The organism is Spirillospora sp. NPDC047418 (genome assembly GCF_040643275.1).
Taxonomy (GTDB): Bacteria; Actinomycetota; Actinomycetes; order Streptosporangiales; family Streptosporangiaceae; genus Spirillospora.
On sequence record NZ_JBEYTW010000019.1, the window covers coordinates 1 to 18,793 of the forward strand.

Here is an 18,793-nt window from a genome sequence, read left to right on the forward strand (position 1 = left end):
CGAACCCGGAAGTTAAGCCCTTCAGCGCCGATGGTACTGCATGGGAGACCGTGTGGGAGAGTAGGACGCCGCCGGACATATATTGCAGGAAGGGCCCCGCCGACACGGCGGGGCCCTTCTTCATTTCACCGGACGATATATGCCTCCAGGCCCTCCGCGCCGGCTGACAGGTGGCACCGGTCGCTGGGCCGTATCCGGGTTGGTGGCTTCCGGCGGCCGATCGTCGGATGGCCGGCTGATCGAGCGAACGTCTCGCGGTTCGGTGGGGACGTCTATGCGGCAACTTCGAGAGCTGCGACGAGATCGTGGACGCCGTCGTCGCTCGCGTGGTGGGGACTCTTGGACCGGAACTCGCCGCCGTCCTGCGTGGTCCTGGCAGTGTGCTGGACCGGTTTGCGTCCTATGTCCGCGGCTTCCTTCTCTACTGCGCCAGGCGGCCACTTGAGACCCGTGCTCTGGTCGCTGTCGTCGCTCACCGCGCGACGACCGCCGCAGACGCCTATGACGAACGTGTGGCGGTGTCCCTGTCCGACGTTTGGGCGCTGTTCGAGGAAGGGCAGCGCCAGCGGTGAAGTGCGCGGCTTCGATCCCGTCATGATGGCGTCGATGATCCGGCGCACTCTTGATGTCGAAGGGCTGCGGGTGGCGCACGGCGCCAGCGTGGAGTCCGTCAGTGGAGTCCGTCATCGGCGAACTGACCGCGACCTCGTCGGAGCGACACGCTCCGTGCGCTGAGAGGCCCCTTCTTCATGTCCGTCCGGACCTTCCGGCAGATGCTGCTCCGTGAACGCCCTGCTGGCGGCATCACATCCCACACGTTCGTCGCGACGCAACGCACGCGGCTCAACCCCGATGCCACCTACACGCCCCCGGTCGGTATCGGTGAGGTGATGCGCGGCAGCGGGGTCGGCTCCGTTGTGTCCTCCCGGAACGGTGCGCTGCCGGAGGGCAGTGGGTTTACGGCGACCTGGGGTGGCAGGAGTATGTCGTGGCGCGGGACGGCGGCCAGTTCGGCGTCAACCCGGTCGCGGAGGGGGAGACGGTGCTGGTCGCCGGTGCGGCCGGCGGCGTCGGCTCGCTGGCCGGGCAGATCGTACGGCTGTGCGGCGCCCAGGTCATCGGCACCGCCGGCTCGCCCTAGAAGGCCGCCTGGGTCGAGGACGTCGCGCGGTTCGACGCGTGCGTGGACTACCGCGCGGGCGGCGTCCCGGAGGCGCTGCGCGACTTCGCCCCGGATGGTCTCACCGGCGTTTTCGACAATGTGGGCGGTGTCCTGCTGGAGAACGCGCTCGACCGCCTCGCCCACTATGCGCGGGTCGCACTGTGTGGATCGATCTCGTCCGGCTACACGGTCGCGGGGTACGGCGCAGGTCCGGCCAACTATATGCAGCTGGCATTCCGGCGGGCGCGCATGGAGGGTTTCATCTTCTTCGATCACCAGCCCCATTTCCCCGAGGTGCTTTCCCGTCTCGTCGGCTGGGTGTCGGCGGGCGAACTGCGCTGGGCGGCGGACGTGATCGAGAGGCTCCACAACGCCCCCGCGGCGCTGCAGCGGCTTTTCGATGGGGCGAACATCGGCAAGCAACTCGTCAGGGTCGGTTCCGCTGGAACGTCGGCTGGCTGAGTCCGGGCAGCGGCTTGGGGCCGCGGACGGCTACGGGCATTCCGGTAGTCGGGTTTCGCGCGACCGAAAAAGGGATTCCCGAATGAGTTTCGTGTCGAGGGTAAGTGCTTCGCGAACCCAGGGAGGATTCGGATGGACCGTCCCGCTCGCGACCGGATCGCGTGGCGCAAAAGTTCCAGGAGTAACGGATCAAGCAACTGCGTAGAAGTCGCCGGTCTGGAGGCCGGCATCGGCATCCGGGACAGTAAGGCACCGGCGGAACCCGCGCTCGTCATCGATCCGGGGTATTGGAGGACGTTCATCGATGCCGTCAGAGCGGGAGAGCACGATCTGAGCTGACCGGGCGGTCGGGCCCATCGCCGCGCTCGTCCGCCGGTGTTCGGCATCGGCGGGCGGGCGCGGCCTGCGGTGGCGGGCGGTGCGGAGCACAGCATGGCGAGGGCGGCCATGAGCACCGCGAGGCCCGTCCGCTGTGGGGAGAGCCGCACGATGATGGGCCAGTGCCACAGGTGCGGGCTGTAGGAGGCGAGGCCCAGTCACGGCAGCGGCCGCCAGGCGAGGACCTTGGCAGCGGATGCCTGCGGCGCCTGTGTGCACATCCTGATCAGTAGCGCGGACGCCAGCGAGTGGAGGAAGAGCCCGCCGCTGAACAGCCACGGCGGATCTGCCCCGTCCGCGAGCAGCCACATCGCGCCGATGCCGCCGGCGGCACGAGCGCGGCTGCCACCCATCAGGCGGAGACGCGGGCGAGCATGCCGCGTACCGGCCGAGTGGCGACCATGGCGCCGAGCAGCAGCGAGCAGGCCCGCGTGTCGGTGCTCGTGTAGACCCGCGCCGGGTCTGCGGGGCTGACCGGCGCGGCCATCAGCACCGACGAGGCGACGGAGATCAGGGTCGCGACCGCCAGGACCCGGTGGTCGACCCGCCGACCGAACCGTGCGATGAGCAGGAGCACCGGCCACGCGAGGTAGAAACTGCTCCTGGACCGCGATGCTCCACAGGTGCTCGAAGACGCGGCCCGGCCCGAACCGGTCCCAGTAGCCGGCCGCTTCGGTGACCAGGTGCCAGTTGACCAGGTTCACCTGCACCCACGGGCCGTCGGCGAGGGGCGTCCGCACCGTGTCCGGCGGTCACGCCGACCAGACCACCACGGTCAGCATTGGCGCCACGGTGAGTATGGGCGCCAGCGCGGGCAGATGCGCCCTGCGGTCCGTCGTCCCGGCGACTCCGGCTGGCTGAAGCAGCGTCATGCCGCCGACCGTGCCGCGCCCATATGGACGCGCCGTCCACCCCGCGTCGAAGCCCTGTCGCAGCGCCGGTCGGGTCGGGGCCGCGCCGGGCGTTCGGGCTGCGGGCGGGGTCGCTCAGGGGGTTCGTTCCAGGGCGGCCAGGTGGGCTTGGACGGGGAGCAGGTCGGTTTCGGGGAAGACCTTGATCCCGGCGCGTTCCAGGAGGGCCGTCGTCACGCCGGTGCCGGGGGCGGGGGTTCCCGTGAAGGTGCCGTCGTAGACGCGGTGGGTGCCGCAGGACGGGCTGCCCTCCTTGAGGAGGGCCGTGCGGGCGCCGGAGCGGCGGGCCGCTTCGAGGGCGAGGCGGGCGCCGCGCAGGAACTCACCGGTCACGTCCTCGCCGGTGCCGGTGAGGACGCGGGCCGTGCCGTCGAGGACGTCGCCTCCGTCGCCGCCGACGATCTCGGCGGGTGGGCGCGGCACGGTGAGCCCACCCGATAGTTCAGGGCAAAATGGTACGAGGCGTCCTTCAGTGCGCCAGCGCTCGAAGAGGTCGGCTTCCACCGGCTTGGCTGCGCCGTCGTAGCGGACGGGCCGCCCCGCCAGGCAGGAGCTGACCAGAATGCGTTCCACGCCGTCCAGCCTATGCCGACGCCCCGGCGGATCATGACGTGTGATCTGCGTCACCGTCGGGGTCGGCGTCCGGGCGCGGGGTAACAGTGGCAGATCAGTTGATATGCCATATATAGGCGGCAGGTAGAAGAACACGGCGGATGCCATGACGGGCGCGGATCGCAAGCTCGCGAACATCCGGGCGATCACCGACGAGGCGTTCGCCCATATGGGCGTGGACGAATTCCTCGACACGCTGCTCGAACGCGTGCGCCAGATCCTGGACGTGGACACCGCCGTGGTGCTGCTCCTCGACCGGCAGCGGCGGTTCCTCGTTGCGGCGGCCGCGAAGGGCATCGAGGAGGAGGTAAGCCAGGCCGCCCACGTCCCGGTGGGGCAGGGGTTCGCCGGTCGTGTCGCGGCCGAGCGGCAGCCCGTGTACATCGCGGACGTGCCGACCGCGGGGGTGTTCAACCCGCTGCTCGTCCAGCGGGGGCTGCGCTCCCTGCTCGGCGTGCCGCTCATCGGCGGCGGGCGGCTCGTCGGCGTGCTGCACGTCGGGACGCTGACCGCCCGCCGGTTCACCGCGGACGACACCGAGTTCCTCCAGCTCGCGGCCTCGCGCGCCGCGATGGCCGTGCAGGGGTTGCAGAACCGGGCGGAGCGCTCCGGGGCGCTGGAACTGCAGCGCAGCCTGGTGCCGTCCGCGCTGCCGGACATCCCCGGCGCCGAACTGTCCGCGCGCTACCGTCCCGGCAAGGCCGACGTCGGCGGGGACTGGTACGACGTGTTCACGCTCCCGTCCGGGGAGATCGGCATCGTCATGGGGGACGTCGCCGGGCACGGGTTCGCGGCCGCCGTGGTGATGGGGCGGATGCGCAGCGCGCTGCGGGCCTACGCGCTGGAGACCGACGATCCGGCGGAGGCCCTGCGCAGGCTCGACCGGAAGATGCAGCATTTCGAGCCCGACGCGACCGCGACCGTGCTGTACGCGATCTTCGAGCCGGGGATGGCGCGGGTCCGGATGTCGTCGGCCGGCCACCTCCCGCCGGTGATCGCCGTGCCCGGGCGGCCCGCGTGCACCGTCGACGCCAAGCCCGACGTCCTGATCGGCATGGGCGACGAGATCCCCCGCCGGACGGTGACCATCGACCTCCCGCCGGGCGGCCTGCTGTGCTTCTACACCGACGGGCTGATCGAGCGGCGGGACAACTCGCTGAACACCGGCATCGACCGGCTGTGCGCGGCGGTGTCGGCGGGCCCGCCGGAGACGGTCGGCGCGACGGTGATGAGCGCGCTCATCGGCCGGTGGCAGGCCGAGGACGACGTCGCGCTGCTGATCGTCCGCCGCGCCCCCGCCTGACCGGGCGCACGCCTCCGCGGTCACTTCCCGGCGCGGATCCGGTCCACGGCGATCTGCGCGACGCGGACGGCGGCGCCCGGGTTGAGGCGGACGCCGCGCCAGGCGAGCCGGCCGTGCGCGGGGGCGACGATGAGCGCCTGGTTCTTCGCGACGCCGCGCATGATGTCGCGGGCCAGCTTCTCCGCCGTGTAGAGGCGCGGGGACGCCTTGGCGATGTCGCCGGTCGCGTCGCCGCTCATCGGCGTCTCGGGCAGGTCCGGGTTGACGTTGTGCAGGAGCGGGGTGTCGACGAAGGACGGGCAGACGACGCTGACCTTGACACCGCGTCCGGCGGCCTCCGCGCGCAGCCCGAGGGACAGGCCGACGACGGCGTGCTTGGTGGCGGTGTAGGGGATGCCGATCGGCATCGGGACGAGCCCGGCCAGCGACGCGGTGTTGACGATGTGGCCGGCGCGCTGCTCCAGCATGATCGGGTAGGCGGCGTGGACGCCGTGGACGACGCCCTTGAGGTTGATGTCGATGGCGCGGTTCCAGTGGTCGAGGGTGAGTTCCTCGGCCAGGCCGCCGATCGCGATGCCGGCGTTGTTGAACACGATGTCGAGCCGTCCGTGGTCGGCCTTCACGCCCTGGTAGAGGTCGGCGACGGCGCCGGCGTCGGTGACGTCGAGCGCGGCGGAGGCCGCCTTGCCCCTGCCGAGGGTGTTCAGCTTCTCGGCGACCTTGGCGGCGCCGTCGGCGTTGATGTCGGTGACCACGACGGTGTCGCCGCGCGCCACCAGGGACGTGGCGATCGCACGGCCGATGCCGGATGCGCCTCCGGTCACGATCGCGATGCTCATTGCGCGCTCCGCTCGATGAACCGCGGGTCCGGGCCCGTGGGGGAGTGGCCCGGCCCGCGGTGGCTAATTGGATTCATTGTTCAATTACGGGGGATTCTAAGGGGTGCGCCGACCCCGCCGATAGTCGGGCGCCGATGAAACCGTGCTCGTCGTCCCGCCGTTCGACCTGGAAGTCGGCGGGGTTCAGCCGGCGGGTGCGCAGCCAGTAGTTCAGCGTCGACGCCGGCCACGCCGCCCGGTTCACGCCGTCGCGGTCCAGGTACCAGCTGTCGCAGCCCCCGGCGACCCAGACGGCGCCCTCGGATCTGCGCTGCACCCACCGGTTGAAGCGGTCCTGGACGGACGGCTTCACCGAGATCCGCGCGCCGCCCGCCGCGTCCAGCATCGCCAGGCACTGCAGGACGTAGCGGACCTGCGCCTCGATCATGAAGATCATCGAATTGTGGCCGAGCCCGGAGTTCGGGCCGAGCAGCAGGAACAGGTTCGGGAAGCCCGCGACCGCGACGCCGAGGTGCGCCTCGATGCCGTCCTTCCACGCGTCCTGGATCTTCAGCCCGTTCCGTCCGACGATGTGCGCGCCGTCGAACGCGTCGGTGACGTGGAACCCGGTGCCGAAGATGATCGCGTCGACCTCGTGCTCGCGACCGTCCCGGGTGACGATCGAGTGCTCGCGGACCTCCGCGATGCCCTCCGTCGTCAACTCGACGTCGGGCCGCATCAGCGCCGGGTAGTAGTCGCTGGACACGAGCGTCCGCTTGCAGCCCATCGTGTAGTCGGGCGTCAGCTTGCGGCGCAGGTCCGGGTCGGGGACCTGCCGGGCGAGGTGCAGCCGCGCGAGCGAACTGGCCGCCTTCAGCAGCTTCGGGTTCTTGAATCCGAGGACGAAGCTCTCCTGCATCAGGTAGATGCCGTTGCGGTACCCGCGCTGCACGAGCGGGACGCGCCGGAACAGCGTCCGCTCCAGCCCGGTGACGCGGCGGTCGGGCTTCGGGATGATCCACGGCGGGGTCCGCTGGAACACCGTCAGGTGCCCGGCCCGCTTCGCGATCTGCGGGACGAACTGGATCGCGGACGCGCCCGTCCCGACCACCGCCACCCGCTTGCCGGCCAGGTCGTAGGAGTGGTCCCACTCGGCCGAGTGGAACGTCCTCCCCTCGAAGGCGGCGAGGCCGGGCAGGTCCGGGATGCTCGGACGGTGCAGCGGCCCCATCCCGGCGACCAGCGCCCGCCCCCGGACGACCTCGCCGCCGTTGACGGTCACCCGCCAGGTGTCGGTGGCGTCGTCGTACTCCGTCCCGGTCGCCTCGGCGTTGAACCGGATGTGCTGCCCCAGCTCGTACTTGCCGACGATGTCCTTGATGTACTGCAGGAGTTCCGCCTGCCTGGGGAACATCCGCGACCAGTCGGCCTTGGGCTCGAACGAGTACGAGTACAGCAGCGACATGATGTCGCACGCGCAGCCCGGGTAGGTGTTCTCCCGCCATGTGCCGCCGACCTCGTCCGCCTTCTCCAGGATGACGAAGTCGTGCACGCCGGCCTTCTTCAGCCCGATCGCCATGCCGAGGCCGGAGAAACCGGTGCCGATGATGACGACCTTGTACGGGCCGCCCGGTCCCGCCGCCGGCGTCACCACGGCGTTGCTCACCACGGCGGGGCCCGCCTGAACGTCGGCCATGCTCAGGTGGCCTTGGCGGCGTCGAGGGGGCGGCGCGTGCCCGGCTCGTCCCAGATGCCGAACGCCTTCCAGACCCGCCTGTTCACCGGGCCGATCACACCGAGCTCGGCCATCAGGTCGCGGATCTTGCCGACCGAGTTGGAGATCTCCGCCTGCGACGCCGGGTTCCGGTAGGCGGCGCGGACGACGTCCTTCGGGATGTTGAAGTGCCGCACCATCGGCCCGGGCGGGGACAGCATGATCCGCGCCATCACGCCGAGCACGACCGGGGTCGCGACGCCGAGGATGCGGCGGCGCGCCGGGGTCATGTTCGGCACCCGGTGCTTGAGGTAGTGCCGGGCGAACGAGATGTGCCGGGCCTCCTCCGCGATGTGGATCTTCATGATGGTCTCTTCGAGCGGGTGCTTGATGTGCCCGCCCTTGAGCGACTTGCGCTGCACGTAGTCGATCGGGTCCTCGCCGCCGAGCACGAACACGAAGAACATCTCGGTGCTGACCAGCGGGATCCACGGCGCGGCCTGGGCTATGAGGCTGAGCGCCCGCGGCATGCCGCGGATCGGCATCTTCGTCCGGTTCACGAACTCCTGGAACATCATCCCGTGGTGACATTCCTCGGTCGTCTCGTGGTAGACGTACCGGAATTCGGGCCGCCCGTTCGGCAGCCGGTAGGCGTAGTTGAGCAGTCCGCGCTTCAGCAGGTTCTCGAACTGCAGGCCGATCTTCATCGCGGTGGCGACGCGCCACAGCCCGATCTGCGCCTGGATCTCCGGCGGCTGCGCCCGGTACCAGGCCGTCTCGCCGAGCCGGTCGAACTCCGGCAGGACCCAGCGCGGGTCGGTCTTGTCGACCGTGAACTCGGGGTCGTCCCAGGGGATGTCGGCGTAGGCCTCCCAGTGCTTGTCCACCGACGCCTTGTTCAGGCGGTCGATGACACCGAGGTACGACTTCTTGTCCTTGACCTGCTCGCGGAGTTCGCTGGCGAGGTCGGTGGGGGCTTTCGGCATGTGGGGCGCTCCCTCGGGGGGCTGCGGCCGGCCTCGGGCGGGACGCCGGGCCGGCGGTGTTACCGGAGGTGTCGGGGGTGGGTCACTGTTCGGTTGTGGGCGCGGGCGTGCCGGCCTGCGCCGGGGTGTCGGGCATGGGGGTGCCCGGCGGCGTCCCCCGCTGGGGGACGATCAGCAGCGCGACGTCCTTGACCTGGCGCAGCACCGCGGCCTGGTGGCCTTCGGCGTCGTCGTCCAGGGCGTTCTGTATGGAGAGCCCGACGAACATCGCGAACAGGGCGCGCAGCATCGTCGGGGCGAAGCCGGGGGCGAGCGTGTTCTGCGGGAACAGCCGCTCGAACGTCTCCAGGATCACCTGGAGGATCCGCTCGTTCAGGTCGATGCACAGCGGCCGCAGCTCGTCGTCGGTGCGGGCGGCCACGGCCAGCTCCATGAGGGCCTTGGCCGGACGGCCGCGGAACACCTCCCACAGCAGGTCGAGGGCGCCCGAGACGTTGCGGTGCTCCGGCGGCAGTACGGCGAACGCCGTCTCGTACGCCAGCCGCTGCGCCTCGAGCAGATGCTCCAGCGCCGCCGCGACGAGCACCATCTTCGTCGGGTAGTGGTGCTGCTGCGCGCCGCGCGAGACGCCGGCGCGGCGGGCCACCTCCGTGGTGGACGTCCCGGACCAGCCGAGGTCGACCAGGCACTCCATGGTCGCCTCCAGGAGTCTGGCCTGCGTGCGCGACCGGCGTTCCTGCTGCGTGCGCCGGCCGGACGAGCCGTGCCGGTGACGCCTGCGGCTGCTGACTGCCATGGCTGAGACGGTACGAGCGAACAAACAAGCAAGCAAGCCTGCATGTATGTTGCCCGCATCACAATTGGACATCGCGTCTTATTGATCTTCGTGCGTACCGCGGCGGACGTAGCCGGGCGGCGCGCGGTGCGTCCGGGGGAGCAGGCGGGGTGCCTCTCCTGGCCCGACGACGGGCGGCATGGCGCGCGGCCACGATCCCGGACATGGGAAACGCAGCAGAGGCAAGACGAGCGGTCAATGAGGTCGGCGGCGGTGCGCGCACCGTCCGCCTCGGCAAGGTGTACGGGTCGGGGGACACGGCGGTGCGCGCGCTCGACGACGTGACCGCGGAGTTCCCGGGCGGCCGGTTCACCGCGATCATGGGCCCGTCCGGCGCCGGGAAGTCCACGCTCATGCACTGCGTGGCGGGGCTGGAGGACGCCACGTCCGGCAAGGTCTACGTCGGCGGCGAGGAACTCGGCGCGCTGTCGGACCGGCGGCTCACCCGGCTCCGGCGCGAGCGCATCGGGTTCGTGTTCCAGGCGTTCAACCTGATCCCGACGCTGACGGCGCGCGACAACATCCTCCTGCCCCTCACGCTCGCGGGGACGAGGCCGGACGGGGAGTGGCTGGACACCGTCGTCCGCGTCCTGCGGCTGGGGGACCGGCTGTCGCACCGGCCGGCGGAGATGTCCGGCGGGCAGCAGCAGCGGGTGGCGCTCGCCCGCGCGCTGGTCACCCGCCCGCAGATCGTGTTCGCGGACGAGCCGACCGGCAACCTCGACTCCCGCACCGGCGCCGAGGTCCTGGCGCTGCTCCGCAACGCCGTCGACGACCTCGGCCAGACCGTCGCGATGGTCACCCACGACCCGGTCGCCGCGGGGCACGCCGACGCGGTCGTGTTCCTCGCCGACGGCAGGGTCGTCGACGTCATGGACGCCCCCACGCCCGACCGGGTGCTGGACCGCATGCGAGGGCTGGGAGACCACTCATGATCGGGCTCGTCTTCAAGGAACTGTGGGGACGCAAGCGCCGCATGGCCGGCTCCCTGGTGGCCGTCTTCCTGGGCGTGACGTTCCTGACCGGAACGCTCGTCCTGGGCGACACGCTCGCGGCGAGCATCGACGGGTACTTCTCCAAGGCGTACGGCAACACGGACGTGACCGTGCGGAACGCGACCAAGGTCAGCGATGCGCCGTGGGGCTCGCGCGGGCAGATCGACGGGTCCGTCCTGGAACGGGTGCGTCAGGTGGACGGTGTCGCCGGTGCCGAACCCACCATCCAGGGATCGGGGCAGCTGCTCGCCAAGGACGGCACCACGATCCAGTCGCGCGGCCCGCGGATCGCCGGCAACTGGCTGACCGATCCAGAGCTCAACCCGTACCACCTCGTGTCGGGGCGGGCGCCGCGCGCACCGAACGAGGTCGTCATCAACAAGATGTTCGCCGTCGAGGGGGACCTGAAGGTCGGGGACCGGACGGCGGTGCTCACGCCGCAGAAGATCCCGGTGACCGTCGTCGGGATCAGCAAGTTCGGCGACGAGGACGCGTTCGGCGAGACGTCGTTCACCGCGTTCTCCCTCGCCGGGGCCCGCGAGTACGTCGCCAAGGGCACCGGCCGCATCGGCGGCGCCGCCGTCCGGGCGCAGGACGGCGTCAGCCAGGCGGAACTGGCGTCGCGGATCGCGCCGGTCCTGCCCGCCGGGGTGGAGGCCGTCACGAACGAGGCGCAGGTCGAGGAGGGCATGAGCCTCGTCGAGAGCGGGTTCCTGCGCGTGTTCCGGATCGTGCTCGCCGCGTTCGGCGGGGTCGCGCTGCTCGTCGCCGCGTTCTCCATCCACAACACGTTCGCGATCACGATGGCGCAGCGGACCCGCGAGTCGGCGCTGCTGCGCGCCCTCGGCGCCGGCCGCCGGCAGGTCGTCGCGATCGTCGGGTTCGAGGCCCTCGCCGTCGGCGGCGCCGCCACCCTCGCCGGGCTCGCCGGCGGGCTCGGCTTCGCGGCCCTCCTCCGGGAGCTGTTCATGCGGTTCAGGATCGGGATCGCGATGGAAGGGCTCACGGTCGCCGGCACCTCGATCCTCATCGCGGTGCCGGTCGGGCTGCTGGTCACCCTGGTCGCGGCGCTCGGCCCCGCGCTGAAGGCGTCGCGGGTGCCGCCGCTCGCCGCGCTGCGGGAGGTCGCGGCCGAGGCGTCCCGCCCGTCGGAGACCCGGATCATCGTCGGCGCCGTGTTCGCGGCGGTCGCCGTCGGGACCGTCGTGTTCGGCGCGGTCACCGGGCAGATGGCGATGGCGGCCGCGGGCGCGCTGGTCACCGTCGCCGCGATGGTCGTGCTGGGGCCGGTCGCCGCCCGCCCGGTCGCGGCGCTCCTCGGCGGGCCCGCGGCGCGGCTGCGCGGCGTGCCGGGCGCGCTCGCCCGCGACAACGCCTCCCGCAGCCCGGCCCGCACCGCGGGCGCCGCGACCGCGCTGATGATCGGCGTCGGCGTCGTCACGCTCATGACGGTGTTCATCGGGTCGCTGCGCGCGTCCCTGGAGGACGGCGTCGCCGGATCGTTCAAGGGCCCGATCGTCGTGAACGCCGGGAACAACGAGACCGGCGGGTTCAGTACCGCGCTCGTCCGGGACGCGGCGAAACTGCCGCAGGTCAGCGAGGTCGCGGGGCTCGGCACGGGCAGCATGCGCGTGGCCGGCTCGCCGTCCACCGTGAGCGTGGCCGACCCGTCCAGCCTGGGGCGCGTCCTCGACCTGGACGTCAGGGAAGGCGGCCTGGCCGGCGCCGGTACGTTCGCCGTCTCCGCCAAGGCCGCAGACGACAACGACTGGCACGTGGGCACCCCGGTAGCCGTGACGTTCGCGGACGGCGCCTCGCAGCGGCTCACCGTAGGGGCCGTCTACAAGAACACCGACCTGACCGGTGACTACCTCGTCCCGCGCGCCGTATGGGACGTGCACACCGAGCAGGCCCTGGACACGCGTGCCTTCGTCGGACTGAACCCCGGCGCGTCGGCCGCGTCCGCCCGGGAGGCCCTGACGGCGCTCGCCAAGCCCTACGGCGCCCCCGAGGTCCAGTCGCGGGACGCGTTCGTCGCCGCGCAGACCGAGGAGATGGCCGGCTTCATCACGGTCGTCTACGGGATGCTCGTCCTCGCCATCGTCGTCGCCCTGCTCGGCATCACGAACACGCTGTCGCTCGCCGTCCACGAGCGGACCCGCGAGCTCGGGCTGCTCCGCGCGGTCGGCGCGACCCGCCCGCAGATCAGATCCATGGTCCGGTGGGAATCGGTGATCGTGGCGCTGTTCGGCACCGGCGGAGGGCTCGGCCTCGGCCTGTTCCTCGGGTGGGGGCTCGGCACGGCCCTCGGCAACCCGTTCGCGCCGTCCGCCGCCACCATGGCGGTCATCGCGGTCGTCGGCGCGATCGCCGGGGCCCTCGCGGCGATCCGCCCGGCCCGGCGCGCCGCGCGGCTGGCGATCCTCTCCGCGATCGCCGCACCGTGACGCCTCCGCCCGCCGCCGTTCCCCCGGCCCCTCAGCGGCCGGGGGACGGGGCGTCCGGCGGGCGCGCGCCTTCCGGCCAGGGCGTTCGGTTCTCGCGGCGTCCGGCTCCGGTCACGGGTGCGGCGCGGCGGCGGGGTGGCGCGCGTGTCGCGGGCGGTCCGCGGTTATGGTGAATCCATGCAGGTCAACCAGTCGGGCAAGCTGACCAACGTCTGTTACGACATCCGCGGGCCGGTGCTGAAGCGCGCCAAGCAGCTGGAGGCCGAGGGCAGCAAGATCCTCAAGCTGCACATCGGCAACCCGGCGCCGTTCGGGTTCGAGGCGCCGCCCGAACTGCTCCAGGACATGATCCGCAACCTGCCGGAGGCGCACGGCTACAGCGACTCCAAGGGCATCCTCGCCGCGCGCCGCGCCATCGTGCAGCGCTTCGAGGCCAACGGCGTGTCCGGCATCGACGTCGAGGACGTCTACCTCGGCAACGGCGTGTCCGAGCTCATCGTCATGACCCTGCAGGCGCTGCTCAACGACGGCGACGAAGTCCTCATCCCCACGCCCGACTACCCGCTGTGGACGGCGTCGGTCTCGCTCTGCGGCGGCACCCCCGTCCACTACCTGTGCGATGAGGACGACGGCTGGCAGCCGAGCCTCGACGACATCGAGGCGAAGATCGGCGACCGGACCCGCGCCATCGTCATCATCAACCCGAACAACCCGACCGGCGCCGTCTACTCGCGCGAGGCCCTGACCCGCATCGTCGAGGTCGCGCGCCGCCGCAACCTGCTCATCTTCGCCGACGAGATCTACGACCGGATCCTCTACGACGACGCCGAGCACGTGCCCATCGCGTCCCTGGCGCCCGACCTGCTCTGCCTGACCTTCGGCGGGCTGTCGAAGAACTACCGGGTCGCCGGGTTCCGGTCGGGCTGGGTCGTGCTGTCCGGGCCGAAGGAGCACGCCGAGTCCTACATCGAGGGCCTCGACATCCTCGCCAACATGCGGCTCTGCCCGAACGTCCCCGGCCAACACGCCATCCAGGCCGCGCTCTTCGGCTACCAGAGCATCGACGACCTCGTCCTGCCGGCCGGCCGGCTCGGCGAGCAGCGCGACCGCGCGTGGAAGCTGCTGAACGACCTGCCGGGCGTCAGCTGCGTCAAACCGCAGGGCGCCCTGTACGTCTTCCCGCGCCTGGACCCGGAGATGTATCCGATCGAGGACGACATGCGCTTCGCCCTCGACCTGCTCGAACAGCAGAAGCTCCTCGTCGTCCAGGGGACGGGCTTCAACTGGCCGGCCACCGACCACTTCCGCGTCGTCACCCTCCAGTACGCCGACGACCTGGAGGACGCCGTCGGCCGCATCGGCGAGTTCCTGCACACGTACCGCCGCTGACCCGCCTTCGACGGCGCGACCGCGGCCGGGCCGGCGCCCGAGCCGTCAGGACGGTTCGGACACCGGTTCGGAGGCCGGTTCGGAGGCCGCGGCGTCGAGGCGGCGGAGGGCGCCGCGGACCACGTCCGGGTCGGTCGTCGCCCAGAACGGCGGCAGCGAGCTCTTCAGGAAGCCGCCGTAGCGGGCCGTGGCGAGCCGCGGGTCGAGGACGGCGACGACGCCGCGGTCGTCCATCGACCGCAGCAGCCGGCCCGCGCCCTGCGCGAGCAGCAGCGCGGCATGCGTCGCGGCGACCGCCATGAACCCGTTGCCGCCGCGCGCCGCGACCGCCCGCGACCGCGCCGACGACACCGGGTCGTCCGGGCGCGGGAACGGGATGCGGTCCATGATGACGAGCCGCAGCGACGGGCCGGGCACGTCCACGCCCTGCCAGAGCGACAGGGTGCCGAACAGGCAGGTCCGCTCGTCCTCGGCGAACTGCCTCACCAGCAGGGACGTCGAGTCCTCGCCCTGGCACAGCAGCGGATGCGTCAGGTGGTCCTTCAGCTCGTCGGCGGCCTGCCGCGCCGCCCGCATCGAGGAGAACAGGCCCAGCGTGCGCCCGCCCGCCGCCTCGATCAGCTCGGTGATCTCGGTGAGGTAGGCGTCGGCGAGGCCGTCCCGGCCCGGCTGCGGCAGGTGCCGCGCGACGTACAGGATGCCGGCCTTCGGATGGTCGAACGGCGAGCCGACGTCCAGCCCCGACCACACGACCTCGGTCTCCTCGCCCTTCTCCGTCGCGGTCCGCGCGAGCCCTTCGGCTGCGGTCTTGGCGTCCCTGGAGCCCTTCTCGTCCAGCGGCGGCAGGCCCCACTGGCGCGCGAGCGGCTCGAACGACCCGCCGAGCGTCAGCGTCGCCGACGTCAGGATCGCGGTGCGCTGCTCGAACAGCGTCGCCCGCAGCAGGCCGCCGACCCCGATCGGCGCCACGTGCAGCGCCGGCGGACGCTTCGGACGGCCGTCCTGCACGAACGGCTTCTCCACCCACACCACGTCGAAGCGCTGCGCCATCTCGGGCTTGAACGCATCCAGCATCCGCACGGCCGTGTCGTGCAGTTCCTCCAGCGACGACCGCGCCGCCTTGCGCGCGGCCATGTCACCGGGATCCGCGTCCTTCTTCTCGGGCCCGATCGCCGTGATGCAGGCGTGCGCGGCGTCCCGTACCACCGCGAGGGTGGTGCCCAGAGCGGACGGGAGGACGTCCATGCGCCCCTGGGGCAGATCCTCGAGCAGGATGCCGAGACCCTCCGCGGCCTCTTTCAACCGGTCCGCGACGGCCTCTTCGATCAACCGCCCGCAGCGCCGGGCGGTGGTCTCCACGCCGGCCGCGCTCAGGTCTCCCGTGGCCACCGACGTCACCCGGTCGACCAGCTCATGGGCCTCGTCCACGATGACGACATCGTGCTCGGGAAGGACCTGGAACTCCTCCAGGGCGTCGATGGCCAGCAGCGCGTGGTTGGTGACCACGATGTGCGCCTCGCCGGCCTCCGCCCTGGCGAGCTCGGCGAAGCACTCGGTGCCCTGCGGGCACCGCTGCGCGCCCAGGCACTCCTTCGCCGTCACGGCCACCTGCCGCCACGCCTGCTCGCCGACCCCCGGCACCAGCTCGTCCCGGTCGCCGGTCCGGGTCTCCTCGGCCCACTCGTTGAGCCGCTTGACCTGCCGTCCCAGCGTCGAGAGCTGCTGCGTGTCGAAGAGACCCGGCCCGTCCTCGTCCTCGGGGGCCCCGGTCTGCACGCGGTGCAGGCACAGGTAGTTCCGGCGGCCCTTCAGGATCGCGAACTTCAGTTCCGTCCCGAGCATCGGCCCGAGGGCCTCCGCCAGGCGGGGCAGGTCCCGGTCGACGAGCTGCCGCTGCAGCGCGATCGTCGCGGTCGACACCACGACCGTCGTCTGCTTCTCCACCGCGTGCCGGATCGCGGGCACGAGATAAGCGAGCGACTTGCCCGTCCCCGTGCCGGCCTGCGCGGCGAGATGCTCTCCGGCGTCGATCGCCTTCTCCACCGCCAGCGCCATCTCCACCTGCCCCGGGCGCTCGGCACCCCCGATGGACGCCACGGCCGCGGCGAGGAGGGTCGCCATATCCGGAATCTGGGTATCGCTGCCGGTCAGCAGATCAGGGGTGGGCACGCCGCCCAACGCTACCGCCCCCGGCCGACACCCGCGTCCCGGCTCGGCCAAGAGGCCGCGTCAGCCGGGAGTCCTTCCCGGAGTTATCCACAGTTCCTGGACCTGCGGCCGGCCGCCCGGCGGGGCTGCGAACGTCGACGTCATGGCACCTCTCGTGATCCGCACCGCCCAGGACGCCATCGCGGCCGTCCCGTACCTGCTCGGCTTCCACCCGTCCCGCAGCCTCGTCGTCATCGGCTTCGAGGGCCGCGACCGCGGCACATGCGCGATCCGGCTCGACTTACCGGCCGCCGGCGCCGCCGACAGGGTGGCCGCGCTCCTCGCCGCCAACGGCTTCGCCCGCTCCCTGCTCCTCGGCTACGGCCCGGCGGCCGAGGTCGAGGAATCGGCCGGGCCCGCGCGGGACGCGCTCGCCGCCGCCGGCGTTCCCGCGGTCGAGGCGATCCGCGTCGCCGACGGCCGCTGGTGGTCGCTCACCTGCCGTGCCGACTGCTGCCCGCCCGAGGGCACCCCGTACGACATCTCCGGCAGCGTCCTCGCCGCCCAGGCGACCTATGCGGGGCACGTCGCCCTCGCCGACCGCGCCGAACTCGTCCGCTCCGTCCAGCCCCTGGAGGGCCCCGCCCGCACCGCCGTGGGCGAAGCCACCGCCAGAGCCGAAAGGCGCCACCTCGCCCGGGGCCGTACCACCGAGGAGGACCTCGCCTTCGTCCTGACCCTGCTCGCCCACGTCCACACCGGCATCAGACCCACCGACGACGAGGTCGCCCGGCTCGGCTTCCTCCTCACCGACCTGCGCCTGCGCGACGAGGCATGGATCCGCATCGACGAGGAGGCCCCGGCCGCCGACATCGCCTTCTGGCGCGACATAGTGCGCCGCGTAGCGCCCCCCTGCGCCCCCGCCCCCGCGTCCCTTCTGGCCTTCGCCGCCTACTCCGCGGGCGACGGCGGCCTCGCCAACGTGGCCCTAGAACGCGCCCTGGACGCCGACCCCGCCTACTCGATGGCCGTCATCCTCCGCGAGGTGATCAACGTGGGCATTCCGCCCTCGCAACTCCGCCTCCGCATGACCTCCGACGACCTGGCCGCCGCCTACGACCACCCCCGAAAAGCCGGCTGACCCGCCGCCCCGACGCCCCGCGCGGCAGGCGCCGACGCGCGGCCGCCACGCCCCGGGCAGCACCGCCCCGGCATCACGGCGTAGCGGCCACCGGTGCGGGCGTCGGGGTGGGTCAGGGGGCTACTGCTTGGCCGGGGGTGCCGGGGTCCAGGCGGCGGTCGGGGTTGCGGGCGTTCCAGGCGCGCATGCGGGGCGGGTAGCCGACGATCTGGACGTCGTAGATGGGCAGGCCGAGGTCGCGGGCCACCTTGCCGATGACCTTGGGGGAGCCCACGCGGCGGCGGGTCCATTCGCCGTCGTGGGCGACGGCGACGGCGGTGGTGTCGGTGGCGAACGTCTCCGGCTCGACGAAGAACTCGACGCCGCGGCGGGATCGCGCGAAGGCGATCAGTGCCTCGATGTCGCCGTCGTTCGCCTCGCGGTCGAGCCTGGTCACCGTGGACCCGCGGTTCTTGCGGATCCCGAATCGGTCCCGGAACCTCATCGCCTACCCCGTCGTCTGGTGCGGATGCGGTGTACGACGATAACGACATCTCGGGTGCGCTGGTTCCCGACACAGGCGGCGGCATCCCCGGCGGGGAAGGGGCCGAGCCCTAGACTGGCGGGCTTGGGGGACCAGCAGCGGGGGTGTTGATGGACGGGCTTGACCGCGTCCGGAAGGGGGCCGCGGCCCTGCTCACGGCCGCGGTTTTCGGGGGATTGAGCACGTTGGCCCCGGCCTCCGGGGAGGTGACGGCCGCCGCGCCGAGTTCGGTCTCCGCGAAGCCGAAGCCGGAATCGAAACCCGAACCGAAACCCGAACCGCCGCCGCCACCGCCGCCGGACTGCTCGCGGGTGAAGTGCGTGGCGCTGACGTTCGACGACGGGCCGGCGGAGAGCACCGGGGAGCTGCTGGGCATCCTCGCGGCGCGGCGTGTGCGGGCGACGTTCTTCCTGGTGGGGGAGAACGTGGCGAAGCACCCGGAGCTCGTCCGGCGCGAGCACGAGGCCGGGCACGAACTCGGCGACCACAGTTACACGCACGCCGACCTCGGGAGGGCGTCCAAGAAGAAGGTCATGGAGGAGCTGATGCGGACGCAGGACGCGGTCCGGCGGGCGTCGGGCGTCACGCCGGTGCTGCTCCGGCCGCCGTACGGGTCGATGTCCGAGCGGCTCACGAAGATCACGCGGGAGATGGGCCTGGCGCAGGTGCTGTGGACGGTCGATCCGCTCGACTGGGAGCACCGCGACACCCGGTACGTGGAGAAGCGGGTGCTCAAGGCCGTGAAGCCCGGCTATGTCGTGCTGATGCATGACATCCACCCGACGACGGTGCGGGCGGTTCCGAAGATCATCGACCGGCTCGCCGCGAAGGGGTACGCCTTCGTGACCGTGTCGGAGCTGTACGGCGGGCGGCTCGTCCCCGGGAAGGAGTACGGGCAGACCGGCCGCACGATGGTGCACCAGGACGATTCAGGGGCGGCTCAGGGTCTTCCCTGATGGTCCCGGGGCG

Annotated in this window: 19 protein-coding genes, 1 rRNA gene and 1 pseudogene; 11 read left to right on the forward strand and 10 right to left on the reverse strand. The window is 71.8% G+C overall.

The annotated features are described in order from the left end of the window. A 5S ribosomal RNA gene (rrf, locus tag ABZ806_RS14645) occupies window positions 1–77 on the forward strand; the annotation flags it as partial. A gap of 195 nt (window positions 78–272) precedes the next feature. Here rrf and ABZ806_RS14650 read toward each other — a convergent pair. Next, window positions 273–620: a hypothetical protein gene (locus ABZ806_RS14650; RefSeq protein ID WP_500217761.1), complete on the reverse strand. Its 348-nt coding sequence runs from the start codon at window positions 618–620 to the stop codon at window positions 273–275. A 153-nt stretch (window positions 621–773) separates the two neighbouring features. Here ABZ806_RS14650 and ABZ806_RS14655 point away from each other — a divergent pair. The 4 genes and pseudogenes from ABZ806_RS14655 to ABZ806_RS14670 form a co-directional block, all read left to right on the forward strand. Then, window positions 774–968, forward strand: a pseudogene (locus ABZ806_RS14655) (hypothetical protein); the annotation flags it as partial. A gap of 20 nt (window positions 969–988) precedes the next feature. Further along, window positions 989–1,141 (forward strand): hypothetical protein, encoded by a 153-nt coding sequence (locus ABZ806_RS14660; RefSeq protein WP_500217763.1) that lies wholly within the window; start codon window positions 989–991, stop codon window positions 1,139–1,141. A 42-nt stretch (window positions 1,142–1,183) separates the two neighbouring features. After that, window positions 1,184–1,624, forward strand: a complete 441-nt coding sequence (locus ABZ806_RS14665) for a zinc-binding dehydrogenase (RefSeq protein ID WP_500217765.1) — start codon at window positions 1,184–1,186, stop codon at window positions 1,622–1,624. A 132-nt stretch (window positions 1,625–1,756) separates the two neighbouring features. Continuing rightward, the gene (locus tag ABZ806_RS14670; protein ID WP_500217766.1) at window positions 1,757–1,963 is read left to right on the forward strand and encodes a DUF397 domain-containing protein; all 207 of its coding nucleotides are present in this window, start codon (window positions 1,757–1,759) and stop codon (window positions 1,961–1,963) included. Between the two features lie 197 nt (window positions 1,964–2,160). On the opposite strand, the gene ABZ806_RS14675 is transcribed toward ABZ806_RS14670, so the two are convergent. The 3 genes from ABZ806_RS14675 to ABZ806_RS14685 form a co-directional block, all read right to left on the reverse strand. Next, window positions 2,161–2,355: a hypothetical protein gene (locus tag ABZ806_RS14675; protein WP_500217768.1), complete on the reverse strand. Its 195-nt coding sequence runs from the start codon at window positions 2,353–2,355 to the stop codon at window positions 2,161–2,163. Further along, window positions 2,355–2,579, reverse strand: coding sequence for a hypothetical protein (locus tag ABZ806_RS14680; RefSeq protein ID WP_500217770.1), 225 nt, complete (start codon window positions 2,577–2,579; stop codon window positions 2,355–2,357). Before ABZ806_RS14680 ends, ABZ806_RS14675 begins: the two co-directional genes overlap by 1 nt. A gap of 409 nt (window positions 2,580–2,988) precedes the next feature. After that, a complete protein-coding gene (locus ABZ806_RS14685; protein WP_500217771.1) occupies window positions 2,989–3,486 on the reverse strand; it encodes a 2-thiouracil desulfurase family protein in 498 nt (165 codons plus the stop codon). A gap of 145 nt (window positions 3,487–3,631) precedes the next feature. On the opposite strand from ABZ806_RS14685, the gene ABZ806_RS14690 reads away from it, so the two are divergent. After that, complete coding sequence (locus tag ABZ806_RS14690) at window positions 3,632–4,828, forward strand: PP2C family protein-serine/threonine phosphatase (RefSeq protein ID WP_500217773.1); 1,197 nt, start codon at window positions 3,632–3,634, stop codon at window positions 4,826–4,828. A gap of 20 nt (window positions 4,829–4,848) precedes the next feature. Here ABZ806_RS14690 and ABZ806_RS14695 read toward each other — a convergent pair whose 3' ends face one another. The 4 genes from ABZ806_RS14695 to ABZ806_RS14710 form a co-directional block, all read right to left on the reverse strand. Then, window positions 4,849–5,667: an SDR family NAD(P)-dependent oxidoreductase gene (locus ABZ806_RS14695; RefSeq protein ID WP_500217775.1), complete on the reverse strand. Its 819-nt coding sequence runs from the start codon at window positions 5,665–5,667 to the stop codon at window positions 4,849–4,851. 73 nt (window positions 5,668–5,740) lie between these two features. Continuing rightward, complete coding sequence (locus ABZ806_RS14700) at window positions 5,741–7,342, reverse strand: flavin-containing monooxygenase (protein ID WP_500217777.1); 1,602 nt, start codon at window positions 7,340–7,342, stop codon at window positions 5,741–5,743. Window positions 7,343–7,344: 2 nt separating this feature from the next. Then, the gene (locus ABZ806_RS14705) at window positions 7,345–8,346 is read right to left on the reverse strand and encodes an AurF N-oxygenase family protein (protein ID WP_500217779.1); all 1,002 of its coding nucleotides are present in this window, start codon (window positions 8,344–8,346) and stop codon (window positions 7,345–7,347) included. Window positions 8,347–8,428: 82 nt separating this feature from the next. Then, window positions 8,429–9,142: a TetR/AcrR family transcriptional regulator gene (locus ABZ806_RS14710; protein ID WP_500217781.1), complete on the reverse strand. Its 714-nt coding sequence runs from the start codon at window positions 9,140–9,142 to the stop codon at window positions 8,429–8,431. Between the two features lie 203 nt (window positions 9,143–9,345). Here ABZ806_RS14710 and ABZ806_RS14715 point away from each other — a divergent pair, with 203 nt between their 5' ends. The 3 genes from ABZ806_RS14715 (at window position 9,346) to ABZ806_RS14725 (ending at window position 14,012) form a co-directional block, all read left to right on the forward strand. Beyond that, window positions 9,346–10,116, forward strand: coding sequence for an ABC transporter ATP-binding protein (locus ABZ806_RS14715; protein ID WP_500217783.1), 771 nt, complete (start codon window positions 9,346–9,348; stop codon window positions 10,114–10,116). Then, entirely contained in the window at window positions 10,113–12,623 is a 2,511-nt protein-coding gene (locus ABZ806_RS14720; RefSeq protein WP_500217785.1) for an ABC transporter permease, read from the forward strand. The genes ABZ806_RS14715 and ABZ806_RS14720 overlap by 4 nt, the downstream gene beginning before the upstream one ends. Before the next feature lie 177 nt (window positions 12,624–12,800). Further along, entirely contained in the window at window positions 12,801–14,012 is a 1,212-nt protein-coding gene (locus ABZ806_RS14725; RefSeq protein WP_500217787.1) for a pyridoxal phosphate-dependent aminotransferase, read from the forward strand. Between the two features lie 45 nt (window positions 14,013–14,057). On the opposite strand, the gene ABZ806_RS14730 is transcribed toward ABZ806_RS14725, so the two are convergent. Beyond that, window positions 14,058–16,133 carry an ATP-dependent DNA helicase gene (locus ABZ806_RS14730; RefSeq protein WP_500217887.1) on the reverse strand — a complete coding sequence of 692 codons (2,076 nt, stop codon included), beginning with the start codon at window positions 16,131–16,133 and terminating at the stop codon, window positions 14,058–14,060. Window positions 16,134–16,323: 190 nt separating this feature from the next. On the opposite strand from ABZ806_RS14730, the gene ABZ806_RS14735 reads away from it, so the two are divergent. Next, entirely contained in the window at window positions 16,324–17,301 is a 978-nt protein-coding gene (locus ABZ806_RS14735; RefSeq protein ID WP_500217789.1) for a DUF4192 domain-containing protein, read from the forward strand. Between the two features lie 112 nt (window positions 17,302–17,413). Here ABZ806_RS14735 and ABZ806_RS14740 read toward each other — a convergent pair whose 3' ends face one another. Next, window positions 17,414–17,785 (reverse strand): hypothetical protein, encoded by a 372-nt coding sequence (locus ABZ806_RS14740; RefSeq protein ID WP_500217791.1) that lies wholly within the window; start codon window positions 17,783–17,785, stop codon window positions 17,414–17,416. A 359-nt stretch (window positions 17,786–18,144) separates the two neighbouring features. On the opposite strand from ABZ806_RS14740, the gene ABZ806_RS14745 reads away from it, so the two are divergent. Next, entirely contained in the window at window positions 18,145–18,780 is a 636-nt protein-coding gene (locus ABZ806_RS14745) for a polysaccharide deacetylase family protein (protein ID WP_500217793.1), read from the forward strand. The last annotated feature ends 13 nt before the right edge of the window (window positions 18,781–18,793 follow it).